Genomic DNA, 20981 nt, shown 5'->3' with positions numbered 1-20981 from the left:
AGGAGTGTTCAGTGAGTAGCGAGGCCTACATCTACGAGGCGATCCGCACGCCTCGCGGCAAGAACAAGGGCGGTGCCCTCCACGGCACCAAGCCGGTCGACCTGGTGGTCGGCCTGATCGAAGAGCTGAAGGTCCGTCACCCGAACCTCGACCCCGCCGTGATCGACGACGTCGTGCTCGGCGTCGTCTCGCCGGTCGGCGAGCAGGGCGCGGTCATCGCGCGCACCGCCGCGCTGAACGCGGGCCTGCCCGAGACCGTCGCGGGCGTGCAGCTCAACCGCTTCTGCGCCTCCGGCCTGGAAGCCACCAACACCGCCGCGCAGAAGATCCGTTCCGGCTGGGACAACCTGATCATCGCCGGCGGTGTCGAGTCGATGTCGCGCGTGCCGATGGGCTCCGACGGCGGCGCGCTGTTCATGGACCCGGCCACCGCGTACGACAACTACATCGTCCCGCAGGGCACCGGCGCCGACCTGATCGCGACCATCGAGGGCTTCTCGCGCGAAGACGTCGACGCGTGGGCCGTGCGCTCGCAGGAGAAGGCCGAAGCGGCGTGGTCCGGCGGCTACTTCGCGAAGTCCGTCGTCCCGGTCAAGGACATCAACGGCGTGACCGTCCTGGACCACGACGAGCACCGCCGTCCCGGCTCCACCGTCGAGGGTCTCGGCAAGCTCAAGCCGGCCTTCGCGGGCATCGGCGAGCTGGGCGGCTTCGACGCCGTGGCGCTGCAGAAGTACCACTCGGTCGAGAAGATCAACCACGTCCACACCGGCGGCAACTCCTCCGGCATCGTCGACGGCGCCGCGCTGGTGCTCGTCGGTTCCGAGCAGATCGGCAAGACCTTCGGGCTCACGCCGCGCGCCCGGATCGTGGCGACCGCGTCGATCGGCTCCGAGCCGACGATCATGCTCACCGGCCCGACCCCGGCCACCGAGAAGGTCCTGAAGACCGCGGGCCTCAAGCCCGAGGACATCGACCTGTGGGAGCTCAACGAGGCGTTCGCGTCCGTCGTGCTCAAGTGGATCAAGGACCTGCACCTCGACGAGGAGAAGGTCAACGTCAACGGCGGCGCGATCGCCATGGGCCACCCGCTCGGCGCCACCGGCGCGATGCTGGTCGGCACCGTGGTCGACGAGCTCGAACGCCGCCAGGCGCGCCGCGCCCTGGTGACCCTGTGCATCGGCGGCGGCATGGGCGTCGCCACCATCATCGAGCGGGTGTGAGGACACTAATGGCTGAGAGCAAGACCATCCGCTGGGAGCAGGACGAAGACGGCATCGTCACCCTGACCCTCGACGACCCGAAGCAGTCGGCGAACACCATGAACGCCGACTTCCGCGAGTCGCTCGGCGTAACCGTGGACCGGCTGGAGGCCGAGAAGGACGCCATCACCGGCGTCGTCATCACCTCGGCGAAGAAGACCTTCTTCGCCGGCGGCGACCTCAACGACCTCATCCAGGCGAAGCCTGAGAACGCGGTCGAGTTCACCGAGTCGTCCGGCCTGATGAAGGGCCAGATGCGGCGGATCGAGCAGCTCGGCAAGCCGGTCGTCGCGGCGATCAACGGCGCCGCGCTCGGCGGTGGCCTCGAGATCGCGCTGGCGACGCACCACCGCATCGCCGCCGACGCCAAGGGCAGCCAGATCGGCCTGCCCGAGGTGACGCTGGGCCTGCTGCCCGGTGGCGGTGGCGTTGTGCGCACTGTCCGATTACTGGGTATCCAGAGCGCGCTGCTGAACGTCCTGCTGCAGGGCCAGCGCCACCGCCCGCGCAAGGCGCTGGAGCTGGGCCTGGTGCACGAGGTCGTCGACACCGTCGAGGAGCTCGTCCCCGCCGCGAAGGCGTGGATCAAGGCCAACCCCGAAGGCGGCGTACAGCCCTGGGACGTCAAGGGCTACCGGATCCCGGGCGGCACGCCGTCCAACCCGAGCTTCGCGGCGAACCTGCCCGCGTTCCCGGCGAACCTGCGCAAGCAGATCAAGGGCGCGAACATGCCGGCGCCGCGGGCGATCCTGGCCGCCGCCATCGAGGGCTCGCAGGTCGACTTCGACACCGCGATCACCATCGAGACGCGCTACTTCATCAGCCTCGCCACCGGCCAGGTCTCGAAGAACATGACGAAGGCGTTCTTCTTCGACCTGCAGACCATCAACTCCGGCGGCTCGCGGCCGGACGGCTTCGAGAAGTACACGGCCAAGAAGGTCGGCGTGCTCGGGGCCGGGATGATGGGCGCCGCGATCGCGTACGTGTCGGCGAAGGCCGGCATCGACGTCGTCCTCAAGGACGTCTCGCAGGAGGCGGCCGAGAAGGGCAAGGGCTACGCGGCCAAGATCGAGCAGAAGGCCCTTTCGCGCGGCAAGACGACGCAGGAGAAGTCGGACGCGCTCCTCGCGAAGATCAAGCCGACCGCGGACCCCGCCGACTTCGCGGGTGTCGACTTCGTGATCGAGGCCGTGTTCGAGAGCGTCGAGCTGAAGCACAAGGTGTTCGGCGAGATCGAGAGCGTCGTCAACGCCGACGCGGTGCTGGGCTCCAACACCTCGACGCTGCCGATCACCACGCTCGCCGAGGGTGTGCAGCGGACCGAGGACTTCATCGGGATCCACTTCTTCTCGCCGGTGGACAAGATGCCGCTGGTCGAGATCATCTGCGGCGAGAAGACGTCGCCGGCGACGCTGGCGAAGGTCTTCGACTACACGCTGCAGATCAAGAAGACCCCGATCGTCGTCAACGACAGCCGCGGCTTCTTCACCTCGCGCGTCATCGGCACGTTCATCAACGAGGCCGTCGCCGCGCTGGGCGAGGGCGTCGAGCCGGCGTCGATCGAGCAGGCGGGTTCGCAGGCCGGTTACCCGGCGCCGCCGCTGCAGCTGATGGACGAGCTGACGCTGACCCTGCCGCGCAAGATCCGCAAGGAGACCCGCGAGGCGATCGAGGCCGCGGGCGGCACCTGGAAGGCGCACGCGTCGGAAGGCGTCATCGACCGGATGGTCGACGAGTTCGACCGCAAGGGCCGCTCGACGGGCGCCGGCTTCTACGAGTACGGCGAGGACGGCAAGCGCACCGGGCTGTGGCCGGGCCTGCGCGACGCGTTCAAGTCCGGCTCGGCCGAGGTCCCGTTCGAGGACCTCAAGGAGCGGATGCTGTTCGCCGAGGCGCTCGAGACGGTCAAGTGCTTCGACGAGGGCGTGCTGACGTCGGTGGCCGACGCCAACATCGGCTCCATCTTCGGCATCGGCTTCCCGGCCTGGACCGGCGGTGTCATCCAGTACATCAACCAGTACGAGGGTGGCCTGCAGGGCTTCGTCGACCGGTCACGTGAGCTCGCGGCCCGGTACGGCGACCACTTCGAGCCGCCGGCTTCGCTGGTGGAGAAGGCCGCCAAGGGCGAGATCTACGAATAAGGGCTGACGTCGGAGGCCGTCACCGGGTGTTCCCGGTGGCGGCCTCCGGCGTTATCTGACGACCAGGTTTATGCCCGTGGCCAGGTCGGCCTCGGTCTTCCAGGTGGTTCCGCGCGTGTTGCCTCACTCGACGTCGGTGAACGTCCGGTTGCAGAGGTCGAGGAGCGCAGGGGCGGGGTCGTCGAGCTTCACCAGCTTGACCGCGGTGCCCCGAGCGTCGTCGTCGATGTCGATGTCGATGCATGCGGCTTGGTGGTGCTGATCGAGCGGCGACGGCGATGGCCAGGAGGTGTCAGGACGGCGAAGGTGAAACCTGCAGCCGCGTCGGGAGTCCGGCGGGCAAGATGCGGGCGTGTCCGCCTGTTTGTCCGCTCCAGTTCGCCCAAAGGCCATCGGACGCGGTTAATCTCCGCCCATGCGCCGTTCCGTCACGGTGGTCCTCGCCGCCGTCCTGTTCGCCTCAGCCTGACAACGATGTCAGCCGCCGCCGGCCTGAGCCCTGCCGACTACGTCGATCCCCTCATCGGCTCCGCCGGGGACGGGAACACCTACCCCGGGGCCACCGCGCCGTTCGGGATGCTCGCCTGGAGTCCCACGAGCACGCGCGGGGACCAGACGTCGACCGGCGCCGCCAACGGCTACCAGTACGACACCACCCGGATCCGCGGCCTGAGCCTCACACACGTCAACGGCGCGGGCTGCAACCCGGGCGCCGCGGGGGACGTGCCGATCCTGCCCTTCGCCGGCGACGTCACGTCGTCGCCGACCGCGGACACCACCGACGCGATCTACGCGAGCAACTTCAGCCACGCCGACGAATCGGCGACGCCGGGGCGCTACAAGCTCGGGCTCGCGAACGGCGTCACCACCGACGTGGCGGCCACCGAACGCACCGCGCTCGGCACCCTCCGGTACCCCGCGGGCAAGCCCGCGAACCTGCTCTTCCGGACGTCGAACTCGCTCAACGGCAGCGAGGACGCCGAGACGCACCTCGACCCGGCGAACCGCGAGGTCACCGGGTCCGTGCTCACGGGAGCGTTCTGCGGCCGCCGTGCGAACGGCGGCGTCAACAACCGCAAGTCCTACTACCGGCTGTACTTCACCGCGTGGTTCGACCAGCCGTTCGCCGGCACCGGGACGTGGAAGGACGCGACGCTGCAGCCGGGCGGGCTCGACCAGACCGGCGGTGAGGGTTACGCGACCGGCGGCGACCGCGCGGGCCGAGGCTCCGGCGGGTACGTCACCTTCGCGCCCGGCAGCAAGGTCACCATGCGGATCGCGATTTCGTACGTCTCGCTCGAAGGCGCGGAGCGCAACCTGCGGGCCGAGCAGCCGCCGAGGTCCACGGTCGACAGCGTGGCCGCCGAGACGAAACACGCGTGGAACACGGAGCTGAACCGCGTCGCTGTCAGCGGCGGCACGGCCAACCAGCAGATCACCTTCTACACCGCGCTCTACCACGGCCTGCAGCAGCCGAACCTCGTGAGCGACGTCGACGGTCAGTACCTGGGGATGGATCGGAAACCCCACCGCGTCGCCCGCGGCCAGGACGCGCAGTACTCCAACTTCTCCGGCTGGGATCAGTACCGCGCACAGGTGCAGCTCCTGGCCCTGCTCGAACCCCGCGTCGCCGGGAACTTCGCGCAGTCGCTCTACAACTACGCGCAGCAGAACGACGGCGTCTGGGACCGCTGGGTGCACGTCAACGGCGCGACGCACGTGATGACCGGCGACCCGACGGCGGCGACGCTCGCGACGTTCTACGCGATGGGCGTCCGCAACTTCGACTACCGCGGCGCGTTCGATTCGCTGTACAAGCAGGCGACCGTGCCGCGGCCGGAAGGCCTGCAGGACGGCGGCTGCCCCGGTCAGTGCGTCGGCCAGCGCCCGAACCTCGCGCAGTACCTGACCTCGCACTACGCGCCCAACGACGTCTGCCACTGCTGGGGCGGCGCCGCGGAGACGCTCGAAGACTCCGTGGCCGACTTCGCAATCGGACATTTCGCAGAGCTGCTGGGTCGCGAGAACGAAGCCGCAGAGCTGCACGCGCGCGGGGAGTACTGGCGCAACCTCTACAACCCGGCGACCGGCTACATGCAGGCGCGCAACGTCGACGGCGGCTGGGTGACGCCGTTCGACCCGGCGAGCGACCGCGGGTTCGCCCAGGGCAGCGCGGCGGCCTACACCTGGATGGTCCCGCAGGACGTCTCCGGTCTCGCCGACGCGATGGGCGGCAAGACGACCGCCGTCACCCGCCTCGACGGCTTCTTCCACGACGCGAACGGCAACTGGCTGCTGCGCGGTGGCGGACCGCTCAAGTACGACCCGACGAACGAGCCCGACATCCACGCGCCGTGGCTCTACAACGAGCTCGGGCAGCCGTGGAAGACGCAGGAAACCGTGCGGCAGCTGGTGAACGGGGTGTACGGGACCGGGCCGTCGGGCCTGCCCGGCAACGACGACCTCGGCACGATGTCCGCCTGGTACGTCTTCGCCGCGCTCGGCATCTACCCGCGCACGCCGGGGTCGGGCGAGCTGCTGCTGTCGAGTCCGCTGTTCCCGAGCGCCGTGATCCGCCCGGCGGCCGGGGCCCCGATCCGGATCACGACGTCGGGCAGCGGCAAGTACGTCGCGGACGTCCGCAGGGCCGGCCGGCCGCAGCGGGACTGGAAGCTCGACGAGTCCTTCCTGCACACGGGCGGTTCCCTGGACTTCCGCCTGTCCGAGACGCCGACGACGTGGGGGAGCTGACCGTCACCCGATCAGGCTGAATGCAGCGGGCCAAGGCCTGGGCGCGCCGCCCGGGCCTAGACCGCCGCGAAGCGACTCACGGTTCCAGCGCGACGTGCGGGAGCCGGCGGTCCAGCCAGCGAGGCAGCCACCAGGCCCGCGCGCCGAGCAGGCGCATGATCGCCGGGACGAGCAGGCAGCGGATCACCAGCGCGTCCAGCAGCACCGCCACCGCGAGGCCGAGCCCGAACTGCGCCAGCATCCGCGACGGGTCGAGCAGGAACGCGCCGAACACCAGCACCATGATCGCGCCGGCGGCGGTGATCACGCCGCCGGTCGCGGCGAGGCCTTCGCGCACCGCGAGCCGCGCGTCGCCGGTGCGCCGCCACTCCTCGTGCATCCGCGACACCAGGAACACCTCGTAGTCCATCGACAGGCCGAACACGATCGCGAAGATCATCACCGGCACGAACGCCTCGATCGGGCCGGACTGCGCGCCGAGCCAGCCGTCGCCGAACACCAGCGTCATCACGCCGAGCGAGGCGCCGATGCTCAGCAGGTTCAGCAGCGCCGCCTTCAGCGGGATGAGGATCGACCGGAACACGACCATCAGCAGCAACGCCGAAAGCCCGACGACGACCAGCACGAACAGGGGCAGCCGAGCGGCGACGGCGTCGGCGAAGTCCGTCGCGGCCGCGACCGAACCGCCGACCAGGTAGTGGCCGGACAGGGACGGCAGGACCTCGGTCCGCAGGCGCGTCACCAGGTCGGCGGTCGCTTCGTCCTGCGGGGACGTCGTCGGGAACGCGAGCACGGTCAGGCCCATCGGCGGCAGCGCGCGGGCGATGCCCGGTGTCGACGCGAGCCGCTGCTGCAGCGCGACGGGGTCGCCGTCTTCGGTGACGACGGCGAGCGGCCCGCTGAAGCCCGGCCCGAACCCTTCGGCCATCAGGTCGTACGCCTCGCGCGTCGTCGACCCGGCGGGGTCGGTGCCCGAGTCGGCGAAGCCGAGCCGCGTGCCCGCGGCCGGGAGGGACAGTCCGACGAGGACGAGCAGGCCGATCGCCAGCGGGGCTGCCGGACGCCGTTGGACGCCGTCGGCGAGCCGCCGCCAGGCCTTGCCGTGCTCGCGCCTTTCGGCGTGCTTGCGGATGCCGCGTTCGAGCCGCTTGCCGAACAACGACAGCAACGCGGGCAGCAGCGTCACCGACGCGAGCATCGTCATGAGGACGGTGAGCGCGACGGCCAGCGCGACACCCCGCAGCCCGCCGAGCCCGAGGGCGAGCAAGCCGAGCAGCGCGATGATCACCGTCGTCCCGGCGAACAGCACCGACCTCCCGGCGGTGTCGAGCGCGCGCCGCGCCGCCGCGTCGCGATCGTGGCCGGCCAGGATTTCGCTGCGGTAGCGGGAAAAGATGAGCAACGCGTAGTCGACGCCGACGCCGAACCCGACCAGCATCATCAGCGGGGACGTGTAGCTCGCGATGTCGACGTAGTGCGAGACGATCGTGATCGCGCCCAGTGTGCTGCCGACCGCGAACACCGCGGTGATGACCGGCAGCCCCGCCGCGAGCAGCGAGCGGAACAGGAACACGAGCACGACCAGCGCGGCGAGCAGTCCGACACCTTCCGCGGGCCCGCCACCCTCGGCCACCCGCTTGATCGGGTCACCGGCGAGCGCGACCTGAACGTCCTTCGCCTGCTTCGCGGTGTCGACGACCTTGACGATGTCGTCGTAGGGGAGGTCGGCCGACGCGGCGTCGAACGTGACGGTCGCGTAGCCGATCCGGCTGTCCCGCGACAGCGTCGCCGCACTCTCGAACGGGCCGGTCACCGACCGCACGTGCGGCAGCAATCGGACATTCCCCAGAGCGTTTTCTACCGCGGCACGCCGGGCGGGCAGCCCGCTGTCGGACTTGAAGACGATCTGCGCGTTCGCGCCGGACTGCGCGGTCGTCTTCAGCAGGTCGACGACCTGCTGCGACTCGGTGCCCGGCAGCGAGTTGTCGTCGTGGAAGGCGCTGCCGGTGAGCCGGGAGGTGAACGTGACGCCGAGGAGGACCAGGGCCCAGAGCGCGACGGCGAGCCACCGGTGGCGTTGCGCCCAGCCGGCGAGACGCGCCAGCCGGCCGCCGGAGGTGCGAGTGATGGTGTCCATGGTGGACAAGAATCCGCGAGTGCGGGCCTACTCCGCGTCGCGCTCCGGAGGGCACTTCGCGTGCTCCCGGCGGTGTCCCTTAAGGCCTTTCCCGTACTCCCGCGGGAGTACGGCTCAGGGGTTGAGCCAGCGCGGCGTCACCGCGCCGGACTCGTAGGCGAGCACGACGAGCTGGGCGCGGTCGTGAGTGCCGGTCTTGGTCATGATGCGGCTGACGTGCGTCTTCGCCGTCGCCGGGCTGAGTGTCAGCTCGCGCGCGATCTCGTCGTTCGACAGGCCCGCGGCGACCAGGGACAGGACTTCGCGCTCGCGGTCGGTGAGCCGGTCGAGCGCCGGGGCCGTCGCCGGGCGGGTGACGCGCGCGGCGAACTCGGAGATCAGCCGTCGCGTGATGGACGGCGCCAGCAGCGCGTCACCGCGGGAGACGACGCGCACGGCGTGGATCAGCTCCGCGGGTTCGGTGTCCTTGACCAGGAACCCGCTCGCACCCGCGCGAAGCGCGCCGTAGACGTCTTCGTCGAGGTCGAACGTGGTGAGGATGACGACCTTGGTACCGGACAGCGCCGGGTCTGCCAGCAGGTGCCGGGTGGCGGCCAGGCCGTCGAGCACCGGCATCCGGATGTCCATCAGCACGACGTCCGGGCGGTGGTCGTGCGCGGCCTGCAGGGCTTCGTGCCCGTCGGCGGCTTCGGCGACGACGTCGATGTCGTCCTCGCCGTCCAAAATGGACCGGAAGCCGGCGCGGACGAGCCGCTGGTCGTCGACGAGCAGGACCCGGATCATCGGCCCATCATCGCACCGGCAGCCGGGCGCGCACCCGGAAACCGCCCCCTTCGCGCGGCGCGGCGGTCACTTCGCCGCCGAGGGCCCGCGCGCGTTCGGTCATGCCGCGGATGCCGTCGCCGGCCGGGGCGGTGCCGCCGCGGCCGTCGTCGTCGACCTGGACGGACAGCTCGGTTTCGCCGTAGCCCAGCCGGACGACGACGGCTGTCGCGTCGGCGTGCTTCGCGACGTTCGTCAGAGCTTCCTGGACGACGCGGAACGCGGCGTGCTCGACGTCCGGGGGCAGGTCCCGGGCGACGCCGTCGATCTCGGTGCGCACGGTCAGCCCGGACGCGCCGGCCGATTCGGCCAGCTCCGCGACGCGGGACAGCGTGGGCACGCCGGTCTGGCGCAGCGTGCCGAGAGTCGCGCGCAGCTCTTGCAACGCCGTCTTGCTCGCGTCCTTGATCGCGCCGAGGGCTTCTTCGGACTGCTCCGGATCCCGGCGGTGCAGCGCGGCGCCGGCCTGGACGTTGATCAGCGCGAGGTGGTGGCCCAGCGCGTCGTGCAGCTCGCGCGCGATGCGGAGGCGCTCGTCGGTCCGCGCTTCGGCGGCTTTGGTGCGTTCGGCCGCGGCGCGGAAGTGCGCGACGGCGCCGCCCGCGACCAGCGCGACGAACCAGCCGGTCATCAGGAAGAACGCGAAGTTGTCGACGTGCCGCCCGGTCCGTGAGCTGATCTCGCCGACCACGACGCCCGCCATCGCCGCGACGACCAGCAGCGCGGCGCCGCGGATCCGGCCGGCCGCCGCGGCCGTGTAGAGCGTGTAGGCGAAGGCCAGCAGCACAAGGCCGTCCGGATCGGTGAGCGGGTAGTAGAGCGCGCAGCAGACCAGCGCGAACCCGGCGACACCCAGCGGGTAGCGACGGCGCAGGAACAGCGCGGCGCAGCAGGCGATCGTCAGCACCCAGCCGAGCACGACGTGGTTCCCGGGCTCCGCCGTGTCACTCAGCACGGCGAACAGCGAACCCGCGAGCACCGCGACGGTGACCGCGAGTTCGGCGGCGTACCGCCGTAACCAGGACATCCGGCGAGTCTAGGACGGATTCACGCCAGCCCGCCGAGAGCGGCGCGCAAGCGTTTGCCGGCGTGCTCGGTGAACGGATCCATGTGGCCGAAGCACGTGATTTCGACGTCCAGCGCGGCCAGCCTGCGGAATGACTCCAGCAGGCGCGGGCGATCCGTGTTGAACACGCCGGGCATGGCGGCGCCCTCCATCTGCGTGACCGAGTCGCCGGTGAACAGGACGCCGTGCTCCGGGAGGTGGATTGCGATGCTGCCGTCGGTGTGCCCGGGGATCGCGAGGATCTTCGCGCCGCCGCCGAAGCCGAGTTCGTCGCCGTCGGCGAGTTCGCGGTCGACGGCGCAGGGCGGCCCGGTGAGGCCCTTGGTCTCGGCGCCGGTCTGCTCGTACAGCGGACGCTCCCAGTCGAGCAGCACCGGCGGGGTGGCGGGCCGTTCGCCGCGCACCACCGGCGCGTCCGCGTGGTGGGCGAGCACCTCGATCCCGCCCCACGCGCGGATGTCGGCCGCCGCGCCCGCGTGGTCGGAGTGGTAATGGGTCAGCACGATCCGGCGCAGCTCACCGGGTTCCCGCCCGGCCGAGCGGATCGCGTCCGCGATGCCGGGCGCCCAGCCGGCGAGGCCGGTGTCGATCAGGGTCAGGGCGTCGTCGTCCTGCCAGAGGTAGGCCTGGACGAACGCGTCCCGGATCAAGTGCAGCCGCGGGGTGATCTCGACGAGCTCCATGCCGTGAGATTAGGGGTGAGCGCGTGCGCGCGGGGCGGGATTTGCTCACAGCATAACGGAGTTCGCTTGCGATTTTCTTTGTAACAAACGGTTTCCGGCCACCGACTAGGCGGCATCGGTTCGCGTGGCTAAGGAGTACTTGTGGGTAAGAAGCTCGGGTTGATCCTGGCGGCGGGACTGCTGGTCGCAGGCTGCGGCGCGGGTCCGCAGCAGTTCAAGGACACCGGCAACGTCGGCGTGATCGCGCCGACGACATCGAGCTACGCGACGCCGACGTATTCCGTTCCGGTCACGACCGAAGCGCCGGCTACCACTTCCGCGCTGCCGACCACTTCCGACGTGCCGGTCGCCACGACGGCCGCGCCGAAGACCGTCGCGCCCAAGGCCGTCGCACCCAAGGCCGTCGCACCGAAGACGACCGCGGCGAAAGCCCCGGCGCCGAAGACCACGGCCAAGCCCGCGCCGCAACCTGCCGCGTGCGGTGCCGACTACTACCGGAACTCGGACGGCAACTGCGTGCACCGGCCGAGCGACAACCCGTCCGGCGCGACCGCCATCTGCAACGACGGCAGCTACAGCTACAGCCAGCACCGCTCCGGCACCTGCTCGGGGCACGGCGGGGTGCGCACCTGGTTGTGAGATGTACGGCATCGAGCACGAATGGATCGGAATCCCCCAGTGCGTAGGTACAGTGCATGAAGTTGCATGATGCGTACTAACTACACATCTGGGGGTGTGGTGGTGTCCCGTCCCGAAGGGCCCGGCCGCGCGATCGTCGTCGTCCTCGCTTCGTGCGGTCTGGTGGCGTCGTTCATGCAGACCCTGGTCGTGCCGCTGATCCCGGTGTTCCCGCGGCTGCTGCACGCCTCGCCCGCCGACGCGTCGTGGGTGGTCACGGTGACGCTGCTCGCCGCGGCGGTGATCACGCCGGTCAGCGGCCGGCTCGGTGACCTCTACGGCAAACGCCGGATGATCCTCATCAGCCTCGCCGTGCTCATCGCCGGTTCGGTCGTGTCCGCGACGACCAGCGCGCTCGCGTTCCAGATCCTCGGCCGCGGGCTCCAGGGCTGCGCGATGGGCGTCATCCCGCTGGGCATCAGCATCATGCGCGACGAGCTCCCGCCCGAACGCGTCGGCGGCGCGATCTCCCTGATGAGCGCGACGCTCGGGGTGGGCGGCGCGATCGGGCTGCCGGTCGCGGCGCTGGTCGCCGAGAACGCCGACTGGCACGTGCTGTTCTGGACGGCCGCCGGGCTCGGGCTGGCCTGCGCGCTGCTGATCCTCACGGTGGTGCCGGAGTCGCCGCTGCGCACGCCCGCGCCGTTCGACTACTTCGGCGCGTTCGGCCTGGCCGCCGGGTTGCTCTGCCTGTTGCTGCCCGTCGTCAAGGGCGGCACCTGGGGCTGGACCAGCGCGCGGACGCTCGGCCTGGCCGCGCTGGCCGTCGTCGTCCTGGTCGGCTGGGGCGTCTACCAGCTACGCCGCCGCGACCCGCTGGTCGACCTGCGCGTCTCCTCCCGCCGTCCGGTGCTGTTCACGAACCTGGCGTCGATCATGGTCGGCTTCGCGTTGTACGCCATGGCATTGTCGTTCCCGCAGCTGCTGCAGGCCCCGTCGTCGACCGGCTACGGGCTCGGCCAGACCATGGTCGAATCCGGGCTCACCCTCGCGCCGAACGGCCTGGTGATGATGCTGCTCTCGCCGGTTTCGGCGCGGCTCATCGCGCGGTTCGGCCCACGTCCGACGCTGATGAGCGGCGCCCTGGTGATCGCCGTCGGCTACGCGTTCGCGATCGTGCTGATGGACAACGCGCTCGAGCTCATCACGGCGTCGGTGATCATCGGCGCCGGCGTCGGGATCGCGTACGCGGCGATGCCCGCGCTGATCATGGGCTCGGTGCCGGTCACCGAAACGGCCTCCGCGAACGGCTTGAACGCGTTGATGCGCTCGGTCGGCACGGCGGTCTCGAGCGCGGTGATGGCCGCGATGCTGGCGCAGCTGACGATCAGCGTCGGCGGCCTGGCGGTGCCGTCACTGGGCGGCTTCCGCGCGACGTTCGCGGTCGCGGCGTGCGCCGCGTTGGCCGGCGTCGCACTCGCGGCTTTGGTCCCGAAGACGAAGGTGGCGCCGGTTCTGGTCGGCGTCGCGTAGGCGCGGGTCCGGTCGGCCGTCGAGAGACCGGACCCGCGGCGCACGCCGTCAGTTCTTGCGCGCCACCAGCGCCAGCCCGCCGCACTCGGTCGGGTCTGCCGGCATGTCGTCGGTGGAGTTCGGGCGCCACTGCGGGATGAACACGACGCCGGGGTCGACGATCTCGAAACCGTCGACCAGGGTCCGCAGCTCGTCGGCCGAGCGCGGGATCACCGGGTTGGAGCTCTTCTTGTACATCGCCACGGCGCGCGCGGTCTCGTCGCTCTGCCGCTCGTGCGTGGCCGACGACAGCGCCAGGTAGCTGCCGGGCGCGAGCGCGTCACGGTAGGCGGCGAGCAGCCGGGCCGGCTCGCGCTCGTCCGGGATGAAGTGCACGAACAGCGCCATCACCACCATCACCGGCTGGTCCAGGTCCAGCATCATCTCGGTGGTGTCGTGCTCGAGGACGTCGTCCGGGAACTCGGCGTCGGCGTACACCATCGCCGCGTTCTCGTTGTTCTCCAGCACGATCTCGCTGTGCGCGACCGCGACCGGCTCGTTGTCGACGTAGACGACGCGAGAGGTCGGGTCGGCGGCCTGCGCGACTTCGTGCACGTGCCCCACGGTCGGCATGCCCGAGCCGATGTCCAGGAACTGCCGGATGCCCTGGTCCATCCCGAACCGGATCGCGCGGCGCAGCCACTGCCGGTTGAGCCTCGCCCGCTCTCGCGCGTTCGGCTGCGCCGTCAGCACCTGCTCGGCGAACATCCGGTCGACCGCGTAGTTCAGCTGGCCGCCGAGGATGTAGTCGTACACACGCGCGGCGTTCGGCTTCTCGAGGTCGATGCCGCGCCTAGCCAGTTCGTCTTCGGTCATCCGCCGCTCCCGGGCTCGAGTGTGACGCGAGAATAGCCCGGCCCGCGTCAGGCCTTGCGCGCCACCAGCGACAGACCGCCGGACTGCGCGGCCGGGTCTTCGAGCGGCTCGTCCGGGCGCCACTCCGGCGTGAACACGACACCCGGCGGCAGGATTTCGAGCCCCTTCACCAGCGCGCGCATCTCGTCGGGGGAGCGCAGGGTCAGCGGCGTGCCGCTCTTCTCGTACAGCGCGACCGAACGCTGCGACTCCTCGCCCTGGCCTTCCCACGTGCCCGACGACAACGCCAGGTAGCTGCCCGGCGGGAACGCGTCCAAGTACTGCGCGATCAGGCCGGCCGGGTCACGGGAGTCCGGGATGAAGTGCACGAACGCGGCCATGATGATCATCACCGGCTGGTCGAAGTCCAGCATCGTCTCGGTGGTCGGGTGCTCCAGCACCTCGTCGACGTACTCGGCGTTGGCCTGGACCATCGCCGCGTTGTCGTTGCCCTCCAGCACGATCTCGCTGTGCGCGACGGCGATCGGCTCGTTGTCGACGTAGACGACCTGCGACGCGGGGTCGATCGCCTGGACGACCTCGTGCACGTGCCCGACCGTCGGCATGCCCGAGCCGATGTCCAGGAACTGGCGGATGCCCTGCTCCGCGCCGAACCGCACGGCCCGGCGCAGCCACGCCCGGTTGACCACCGCCATGTGCCGCGCGTTCGGCAGCACGCCCAGGATCTGGTCGGCGAACATCCGGTCGACGGCGTAGTTGAGCTTGCCGCCGATCATGTAGTCGTACACGCGCGCCGCGTTCGGGCGCTCGAAATCGATGCCCCGCCTCGCGTGTTCGTCTGCGCTCATCCGCCACTCCCGACATCTGGTGTGACGGCGAGAATAGCCGGACTCAGAGCAAAGGTGGCACTACGGCATCGATAAGGTGCGGTCCGGGCTCGGCGAACGCGCGCCGCAGCTGTTCGGCGAGTTCCTCGGCGGTCGTCGCGCGGGTCGCGGGCACGCCCATGCCCTCCGCGATCTTCACGAAGTCCATGTCCGGTCGTGAGAGGTCGAGCAGCTCGTTCGCCTTCGGGCCGCCCTGCGCCCCGACGCGCTGCAGCTCCAGCCGCAGGATCGCGTACGCGCGGTTGTTGAGCAGCACCGTCGTCACGTTCAGGTTTTCGCGCGCCTGGGTCCACAGCGCGGAGATCGTGTAGAGCGCGCTGCCGTCGGACTGCAGGTTCAGGACGGGACGGTCCGGTGCCGCCACGGCCGCGCCGGTCGCCACCGGCATGCCGTAGCCGATCGCGCCGCCGGTCAGCGTCAGGACGTCGTGACGCGGCGCGCCCGCCGTCGCCGCCGGCAGCATCAGGCCGGACGTGTTCGCCTCGTCGGCGATGATCGCGTTCTCCGGCAGCAGCGCGCCGATGACGTCGACCCAGTTCTGCGGGGTGAGCGGGCCGCTCGGCAGCGCGGGCCGGGACGCCTGCTGCAGCACCGGCTCGGTGTCCGCGGCGACCAGGTCGGCGACCTCGTTCAGCGCGCGCGTGACGTCCTGTCCGACGGACGCAAGCGTGTGCACCTGCGCACCTTCGGGCACCAGGTCGCTCGGCTTGCCCGGGTAGGCGAAGAACGACACCGGCGCCTTCGTGCCCGCGACGACGATGTGCTTGATCCCGTCGAGCTGGTAGGTGACCTGCTCGGCGAGGTAGCCGAGCCGCTCGATCGTCGGCAGCCCGGCGCCGCGCTCGAGCCGGGACGGGAACGTCTCGACGAACGCCTTCGCGCCGGTCGCGGCCGCGATCCGGGAGGCCGCGCGCAGACCTTCCTCGGTGCACGCGCCGCCGCCGATCAGCAGCGCGACCGGTTCGCCGGTGCCGAACACCGCGGCGACGTCCTTGACCGTGGTCGCGTCCACGGCCTGCGGCACGCGCGGCGGGATCGGCTGGCAGGTCTCGCCGCCGTCACCCCACGAAGCGTCCGCGGGGAGGATCAGCGTCGCGACCCGGCCGGGCGCGTCCTGCGCGGCGGCGACCGCGGCGGCGGCGTCCGCGCCGACGTCCTTGGTGTGCTCGGAACGGCGCACCCAGCCTTCGAGCGAGCTCGCGATCGATTCGATGTCCGACTCGAGCGGCGCGTCGTACTGCTTGTGGTAGGTCGCGTGGTCGCCGACGACGTTGACGATCGGCGTGTTCGCGCGGCGTGCGTTGTGCAGGTTCGCCAGGCCGTTGCCGAGGCCCGGGCCGAGGTGCAGCAGCGTCGCGGCGGGCTTGCCGGCGATGCGCGCGTAACCGTCGGCGGCGCCGGTGACGACGCCTTCGAACAGCGCCAGCACGCCCCGCATCTCCGGGACGGTGTCCAGCGCGGCGACGAAGTGCATCTCCGACGTGCCGGGGTTGGCGAAGCACACTTCGACGTCGGCGTCGACCAGGGTGCGGATCAGGGACTGGGCGCCGTTCATCTCGCTCATGCGGTTCCTTCGGTGAAGAGAACGCCGGGGTTGAGGATCCCGGCGGGGTCGAAGCTCTGCTTGATCCGGCGCATCAGTGCGATCTTCGCCGGGTCTTCGAGTTCCTGGTAGTAGCCCGCCTTGGTGCGGCCGAGGCCGTGCTCGCCGGAGATCGCGCCGCCGAGGGCCATAGCGTGGGCGAAGATGTCGGTGAGCAGCTGCTTCCGCGCGGCGGTGTCTTTGCAGAAGATCCCGAGGTGCACGTTGCCGTCGCCGGCGTGCCCGCAGCCGATCGCGCCGCCGCCCGCGGCCATCGCGAGCTCGCGGGCCTTCTTGATGAACTCCGGCATCGCGGTGCGCGGCACGACGACGTCGATGACGTCGTCCGCGCCGGCGGCCTTCGCGGTCCAGAACGCCTTCTCGCGCGCTTCGATGAGCTTGCGCGCGGCGCCGCCGTCGAGGACGTAGACGTCGGTCGCGCCGAGCTCGCCGAGCAGCTCGCCGACGGTCTCGACGTCCTGCTCCAGCCGCTGCGCTTCGCGGTTTTCCAGCGCGACGACGAGGTAGGCCTCGGTCGTCTCGCGGATCTTGTCCGGCACGCCGAGCTCGAGCTTCTCGTTGTAGACGATCGCCGCCATCGTCAGGTTGTCGATGTATTCGAGGATGTGCGGCGCGAGCCCGCTGGAGACGATCTCCGGGACGGCCGCCATGACCTGGTCGAAGTTGCCGAACGGCGCGAGCACGGTGGCGCCGTGGGTCAGCCGCGGGTGCAGCTTGACGATGATCTCGGTGGCCAGTGCGAGGGTGCCTTCGGAGCCGATGATCAGCTGGGTGAGGTCATAGCCCGTGGACACCTTCGACGTCTTGCCGCCGGTGCGGAGGATCTCGCCGGTCGGCAGCACGGCCTGCAGGCCCAGGACGTTGTTGCGGGTGACGCCGTATTTCACGGCGCGCATGCCACCGGCGTTGGTGCCGACGTTGCCGCCGACGCTCGCGGAGAGCTCGCCGGGGTAGACGGTGTAGCTGAGCCCGGCTTCGGCCGTCTTGACGTCGAGTTCGGCGAGGGTGACGCCGGGCTGCACGACGGCGACGTGGTTGCCGGTGTCGATCTCCAGGACGGCGTTCATCCGCTCGAAGGAGATGACGAGGCCGTCTTCGCGGGGTCGAGCGGCGCCGGACAGTCCGCTGCCGGAGCCCCGTGCGGTCACCGGGATGCTGTGCTCCGAAGCGGCCTTCAGCAGCTCCGCGACTTCGTCGGCCGTTGCCGGCTTCGCGACGTACGCGGGCTTCTGCGGCTCCGCCGTCAGCGCTTCGTCGTGCGCGTAGTCCTCGGAGATCGCCTCGCCCGTGAGCAGGTTCTTGTCCCCGACGATCTCGGCCAGCTGTGCCGCCACGTCGCCCATCGAGAGTCTCTCCTCCGCGCCGTTGCTGTGGTTACCGCAGCGTAGTACGTACCGCCAGTACGCCGCTATGAAAATGTTTCACATTTGGCGGAGTGGTCGGAATTTAGCTCAGGCTAAATCTCTGGTGGGTGACGGCTGCCGGAGCGAGGCTTCCGGCATGACATCGACGTACACCTTCGAAGACGGCTTTTCCGTGCGTCGCCTGGGTTTCGGCGCCATGCGGCTGACCGAGTGGGATCACGTGCCCGACGGGGCCTCGGCGGTCGCGCGCCGGGCGGCCGAGCTCGGCGTGACGTTCTTCGACACCGCCGACGCCTACGACCTGGGACTGAACGAGGAGCTGCTCGCCGAGGCCCTCCACCCGTACCCGGGGCTGCTCATCGCGACGAAGTGCGGGCACGCGCGCCCGAGCCTCGGCGAGTGGGTTCCGCTCGGCCGGCCCGAGTACCTCCGGCAGCAGGCCGAGCTTTCACTGCGACGGCTGCGCGTCGACCGCCTGGACCTGCTGCAGCTGCACTGCCTGGACCCGCAGGTGCCGCTCGCGGAGCAGGTCGGCGCGCTCGCGCGGCTGCGGGAAGAAGGCAAGATCGCGCGGATCGGGTTGTCGGAGGTGAGCGTCGCGCAGCTCGAGGAAGCCCGGGGCGTCACGCCCATCGCGAGCGTGCAGAACCGCTACAACCTGACCGACCGGGCGTCCGACGACATCCTCGACCACTGTGAGCGGGAGGGCATCGCGTTCATCCCGTGGCTGCCGATCGCGAACGGCGGGCACGCGACGGCCGGCGGCGTGCTCGGAAAGGTCGCGGCCGATCTCGGCGCGACACCCGCTCAGGTGTCCCTCGCCTGGTTGCTGCGCCGGTCCCCGGTCGTCATCCCGATTCCCGGGACGTCGTCGCCCGAACACCTCGAAGAGAATTGCGGCGCGTCGGAAATCGAGCTTTCCGACGACGATTTCGCGCGGTTGTCCGCGAGCGCGTGAAACGGCCCGGTCGCGGTTTCCCGCGACCGGGCCGTCCGGTCGCCTAGGTCAGACCAGCCAGCCGAGGACGTGCGCCAGGTGCGCGAGAACGCCCGTGAGGATGTCGTGGGCGTGGTGCGCGTGCTGGGCGAACATCTGCATGGAAAGGCTCCTTTTTGAATGATTCCTGATTCCCTGGAGTTGCTCTCGCGAGGAGCTGAGTCAGGTTTTCACCGTGCTGGCGAAGTGTCAAAGAGCCGATTTCGGGAAGTTCTCCGTCGCGGAATCTTCCCATGTTAAACACGTAATCCCTTCGTGTTTGACGCCGGGGTGCCCCGGTTGGCGGTCAACCACTCCGGGTAGCAACCGGGCGGAATCTCACTGTCGGTAATACCGGGCTTGATCCGGCATCCCGGGTACTCGCGTAGCTCGATCTGGTGATCACCGGCCACGAAAGGTGAAACTCCGACGATCACCCTTTCGGGTGGCGGAAGGCTGAAAAAGGGAACGCCGGGTGCGGTAATCGCACCCGGCGTCCCCTTGGCGGGTAAGGGATTCAGGCTCGCGCGAACGAGAGTGTCTCGCCCTCGACACCCCGTAGCCAGAGGTCCTGCGCGGCCGCGGCCATCTCGGCCAAGCCCTCCTCGATCGTGGCGAACACGTTGCCGGGTACCCAGCCCGCGTCGCCGTTGATCAGCAGGTTGTTGCGCCCGTAGAAGATCGCGAGGTCGGTCGCGCCCTGGTCGCTGTGCGCCTCGCTGCCGTCGTCGTAGCCGTACGCGGGGTTGCCGATCTCCCACGCCGCGAAGCCGAAGTACACAACGTCGCCGGGGATCGGCGTGATCGTCGGGTTCTCCCGCCCCGGCTTGGGCTCCGCGAACGGCGGCACGAGCGTGTAGACCTCGTTGCGCGCGTACTTCGCGTGGTACGCCGAACCGCTCTGCGGCAACGCGTCCCACACCGCCTTGCAGGTGCGCGGCGCTTCGTCGTCCAGCAGCCGGGCCCGGCAGGAGATCCCGCGCTTGTCGAGGGTGATCGTGATGTACCGGGCCATCCTCAGCTCCCCGTGACGGACGCGACGACCTCGCCCCAGACGCGCAGCGCGTCGTCGACCTGCTCGGCGGTGACCACCAGCGGCGGCACCATCCGGACCACATTCATGTACGGCCCGCAGGTGAGCAGCAGCAGGCCGCTCTTGGCCGCGGTCTGCTGCGCGGCCGCCGCGGTCGCGGCGTCCGGCTCGCCGTCGGCCGTCGTGAACTCCGAGCCGACCAGCAGCCCGAGCCCGCGCACCTCGCCGATCGCCGGCGTCTTGTCCGCGACCAGCCGCGCGCCGTCGAGCAGCTGCTGCCCGCGTGCGGCCGCGTTCTCCACGAGGTTCTCCTGCTGGATCACCTCGAGCGTCGCGATCGCGGCGGCGCACGAGACGGCGTTGCCGCCGTACGTCCCGCCCTGCGAACCCGGGAACGCCTTCGCCATCAGCTCCTGCGAAGCGGCGATGCCGGACAGCGGGAAGCCGCTGGCCAGGCCCTTCGCGATCAGCACGATGTCGGGGGAGACGTCGAAGTGGTCGTGCCCCCAGAACTTCCCGGTGCGGCCGAAGCCGGTCTGGATCTCGTCGACCACCAGCAGGATCCCGTGCCGGTCGGCGCGCTCGCGCAGTCCGGCCATGAACTCGGTGTTCGCCGGGACGTAGCCGCCCTCGCCGAGCACCGGTTCGACGAAGATCGCGGCGGTTTCGTTCGGCGCGCTGACCGTCTGGAAGAGGTAGTCGAGCTCGCGCAGCGCGAACTTCGTCGCGGTCTGCTCGTCCCAGCCGTAGTGGTAGGCGTACGGGAACGGCGCCACGTGCACGCCGGACATCAGCGGGCCGATGCCGGCGCTGAACCGCGTCCCGGACGTCGTCATCGACGCCGCCGCGACGGTCCGGCCGTGGAAGCCGCCCTGGAAGACGATGACGTTCGGGCGCTTCGTCGCCTGCCGCGAAAGCCGCAGCGCGGCCTCGACGGCTTCGCTCCCGGAGTTCGCGAAGAACAGTGAGTCGAGGCCGCTCGGCAGGACGTCGCCGAGGCGTTTCGTCAGTTCGAGCAGCGGCTGGTGCATCACCGTCGTGTACTGCCCGTGGATGAGCTTGCCGATCTGCTCCTGCGCTGCTCGCACGACGTGCGGGTGGCAGTGCCCGGTGCTCGTGACGCCGATCCCGGCGGTGAAGTCGAGGTGCCGGTTGCCGTCGACGTCGTAGAGGTAAACCCCTTCACCGTGGTCGACCACGACGGGCGTTGCCTGCTTGAGCAGCGGAGATAGCTGGGCCATGGCAGCGTG

17 protein-coding genes are annotated in these 20981 nt (G+C 70.2%); 6 read left to right on the top strand and 11 right to left on the bottom strand.

All coding sequences use genetic code 11. The annotated features are described in order from the left end of the window. Positions 1-11 precede the first annotated feature (11 nt). Both OHS18_RS23155 and OHS18_RS23150 read left to right on the top strand, forming a co-directional pair. Complete coding sequence (locus OHS18_RS23155; protein ID WP_323323099.1) at positions 12-1223, top strand: acetyl-CoA C-acetyltransferase; 1212 nt, start codon at positions 12-14, stop codon at positions 1221-1223. Between the two features lie 8 nt (positions 1224-1231). Then, positions 1232-3403, top strand: a complete 2172-nt coding sequence (locus OHS18_RS23150) for a 3-hydroxyacyl-CoA dehydrogenase NAD-binding domain-containing protein (protein WP_328618474.1) — start codon at positions 1232-1234, stop codon at positions 3401-3403. 123 nt (positions 3404-3526) lie between these two features. Here OHS18_RS23150 and OHS18_RS23145 read toward each other — a convergent pair whose 3' ends face one another. Further along, a complete protein-coding gene (locus tag OHS18_RS23145) occupies positions 3527-3796 on the bottom strand; it encodes a hypothetical protein (protein ID WP_328618473.1) in 270 nt (89 codons plus the stop codon). Positions 3797-3877: 81 nt separating this feature from the next. Here OHS18_RS23145 and OHS18_RS23140 point away from each other — a divergent pair, with 81 nt between their 5' ends. Further along, positions 3878-6154 (top strand): GH92 family glycosyl hydrolase, encoded by a 2277-nt coding sequence (locus OHS18_RS23140; protein WP_328618472.1) that lies wholly within the window; start codon positions 3878-3880, stop codon positions 6152-6154. A gap of 76 nt (positions 6155-6230) precedes the next feature. Here the strand turns inward: OHS18_RS23140 and OHS18_RS23135 are convergent, their stop codons facing one another. The 4 genes from OHS18_RS23135 to OHS18_RS23120 all read right to left on the bottom strand — a co-directional run bounded on the left by OHS18_RS23135 (position 6231) and on the right by OHS18_RS23120 (position 10862). Then, positions 6231-8291 (bottom strand): MMPL family transporter, encoded by a 2061-nt coding sequence (locus tag OHS18_RS23135; RefSeq protein WP_328618471.1) that lies wholly within the window; start codon positions 8289-8291, stop codon positions 6231-6233. A gap of 114 nt (positions 8292-8405) precedes the next feature. After that, the gene (locus tag OHS18_RS23130; RefSeq protein ID WP_328618470.1) at positions 8406-9074 is read right to left on the bottom strand and encodes a response regulator transcription factor; all 669 of its coding nucleotides are present in this window, start codon (positions 9072-9074) and stop codon (positions 8406-8408) included. Between the two features lie 7 nt (positions 9075-9081). After that, positions 9082-10140 (bottom strand): sensor histidine kinase, encoded by a 1059-nt coding sequence (locus tag OHS18_RS23125; protein ID WP_328618469.1) that lies wholly within the window; start codon positions 10138-10140, stop codon positions 9082-9084. Positions 10141-10160: 20 nt separating this feature from the next. Beyond that, positions 10161-10862, bottom strand: a complete 702-nt coding sequence (locus tag OHS18_RS23120) for an MBL fold metallo-hydrolase (protein WP_328618468.1) — start codon at positions 10860-10862, stop codon at positions 10161-10163. Positions 10863-11003: 141 nt separating this feature from the next. Between OHS18_RS23120 and OHS18_RS23115 the strand changes: the two genes are divergently transcribed. Beyond that, positions 11004-11501, top strand: coding sequence for a DUF3761 domain-containing protein (locus tag OHS18_RS23115; protein WP_328618467.1), 498 nt, complete (start codon positions 11004-11006; stop codon positions 11499-11501). 96 nt (positions 11502-11597) lie between these two features. After that, positions 11598-13013 (top strand): MFS transporter, encoded by a 1416-nt coding sequence (locus tag OHS18_RS23110; RefSeq protein WP_328449383.1) that lies wholly within the window; start codon positions 11598-11600, stop codon positions 13011-13013. 48 nt (positions 13014-13061) lie between these two features. On the opposite strand, the gene OHS18_RS23105 is transcribed toward OHS18_RS23110, so the two are convergent. From OHS18_RS23105 to OHS18_RS23090, 4 genes are read right to left on the bottom strand one after another with little or no spacing between them, the layout of a single operon-like run. Further along, positions 13062-13868, bottom strand: a complete 807-nt coding sequence (locus tag OHS18_RS23105; protein ID WP_328618466.1) for an SAM-dependent methyltransferase — start codon at positions 13866-13868, stop codon at positions 13062-13064. Between the two features lie 47 nt (positions 13869-13915). Then, positions 13916-14716 (bottom strand): SAM-dependent methyltransferase, encoded by an 801-nt coding sequence (locus OHS18_RS23100; RefSeq protein ID WP_328449387.1) that lies wholly within the window; start codon positions 14714-14716, stop codon positions 13916-13918. Between the two features lie 43 nt (positions 14717-14759). Next, entirely contained in the window at positions 14760-16310 is a 1551-nt protein-coding gene (locus tag OHS18_RS23095; RefSeq protein ID WP_328618561.1) for an acetolactate synthase large subunit, read from the bottom strand. A 5-nt stretch (positions 16311-16315) separates the two neighbouring features. Continuing rightward, positions 16316-17701: an FAD-binding oxidoreductase gene (locus OHS18_RS23090; protein ID WP_328449389.1), complete on the bottom strand. Its 1386-nt coding sequence runs from the start codon at positions 17699-17701 to the stop codon at positions 16316-16318. Between the two features lie 157 nt (positions 17702-17858). Between OHS18_RS23090 and OHS18_RS23085 the strand changes: the two genes are divergently transcribed. Further along, positions 17859-18680, top strand: a complete 822-nt coding sequence (locus tag OHS18_RS23085; protein ID WP_328618465.1) for an aldo/keto reductase — start codon at positions 17859-17861, stop codon at positions 18678-18680. Positions 18681-19215: 535 nt separating this feature from the next. Here OHS18_RS23085 and OHS18_RS23080 read toward each other — a convergent pair. After that, complete coding sequence (locus OHS18_RS23080) at positions 19216-19713, bottom strand: DUF3830 family protein (RefSeq protein ID WP_328449393.1); 498 nt, start codon at positions 19711-19713, stop codon at positions 19216-19218. Positions 19714-19715: 2 nt separating this feature from the next. Beyond that, the gene (locus OHS18_RS23075; RefSeq protein ID WP_328618464.1) at positions 19716-20972 is read right to left on the bottom strand and encodes an aspartate aminotransferase family protein; all 1257 of its coding nucleotides are present in this window, start codon (positions 20970-20972) and stop codon (positions 19716-19718) included. Positions 20973-20981: the final 9 nt, after the last annotated feature.

Source organism: Amycolatopsis sp. NBC_00355 (assembly GCF_036104975.1).
Lineage (GTDB): Bacteria > Actinomycetota > Actinomycetes > Mycobacteriales > Pseudonocardiaceae > Amycolatopsis.
Note: the sequence above shows the minus strand (reverse complement) of the source record. Positions and strands in the feature narration are given on the sequence as shown.

Coding starts and splice junctions, on each gene's coding strand:
- OHS18_RS23100 (WP_328449387.1), bottom strand. CDS start 14,716: ATGAGCGCAGACGAACACGCGAGGCGGGGCATCGATTTCGAGCGCCCG.
- OHS18_RS23145 (WP_328618473.1), bottom strand. CDS start 3,796: ATGGCCTTTGGGCGAACTGGAGCGGACAAACAGGCGGACACGCCCGCA.
- OHS18_RS23135 (WP_328618471.1), bottom strand. CDS start 8,291: ATGGACACCATCACTCGCACCTCCGGCGGCCGGCTGGCGCGTCTCGCC.
- OHS18_RS23105 (WP_328618466.1), bottom strand. CDS start 13,868: ATGACCGAAGACGAACTGGCTAGGCGCGGCATCGACCTCGAGAAGCCG.
- OHS18_RS23095 (WP_328618561.1), bottom strand. CDS start 16,310: ATGAACGGCGCCCAGTCCCTGATCCGCACCCTGGTCGACGCCGACGTC.
- OHS18_RS23125 (WP_328618469.1), bottom strand. CDS start 10,140: ATGTCCTGGTTACGGCGGTACGCCGCCGAACTCGCGGTCACCGTCGCG.
- OHS18_RS23140 (WP_328618472.1), top strand. CDS start 3,878: ATGTCAGCCGCCGCCGGCCTGAGCCCTGCCGACTACGTCGATCCCCTC.
- OHS18_RS23130 (WP_328618470.1), bottom strand. CDS start 9,074: ATGATCCGGGTCCTGCTCGTCGACGACCAGCGGCTCGTCCGCGCCGGC.
- OHS18_RS23080 (WP_328449393.1), bottom strand. CDS start 19,713: ATGGCCCGGTACATCACGATCACCCTCGACAAGCGCGGGATCTCCTGC.
- OHS18_RS23085 (WP_328618465.1), top strand. CDS start 17,859: ATGACATCGACGTACACCTTCGAAGACGGCTTTTCCGTGCGTCGCCTG.
- OHS18_RS23090 (WP_328449389.1), bottom strand. CDS start 17,701: ATGGGCGACGTGGCGGCACAGCTGGCCGAGATCGTCGGGGACAAGAAC.
- OHS18_RS23150 (WP_328618474.1), top strand. CDS start 1,232: ATGGCTGAGAGCAAGACCATCCGCTGGGAGCAGGACGAAGACGGCATC.
- OHS18_RS23075 (WP_328618464.1), bottom strand. CDS start 20,972: ATGGCCCAGCTATCTCCGCTGCTCAAGCAGGCAACGCCCGTCGTGGTC.
- OHS18_RS23120 (WP_328618468.1), bottom strand. CDS start 10,862: ATGGAGCTCGTCGAGATCACCCCGCGGCTGCACTTGATCCGGGACGCG.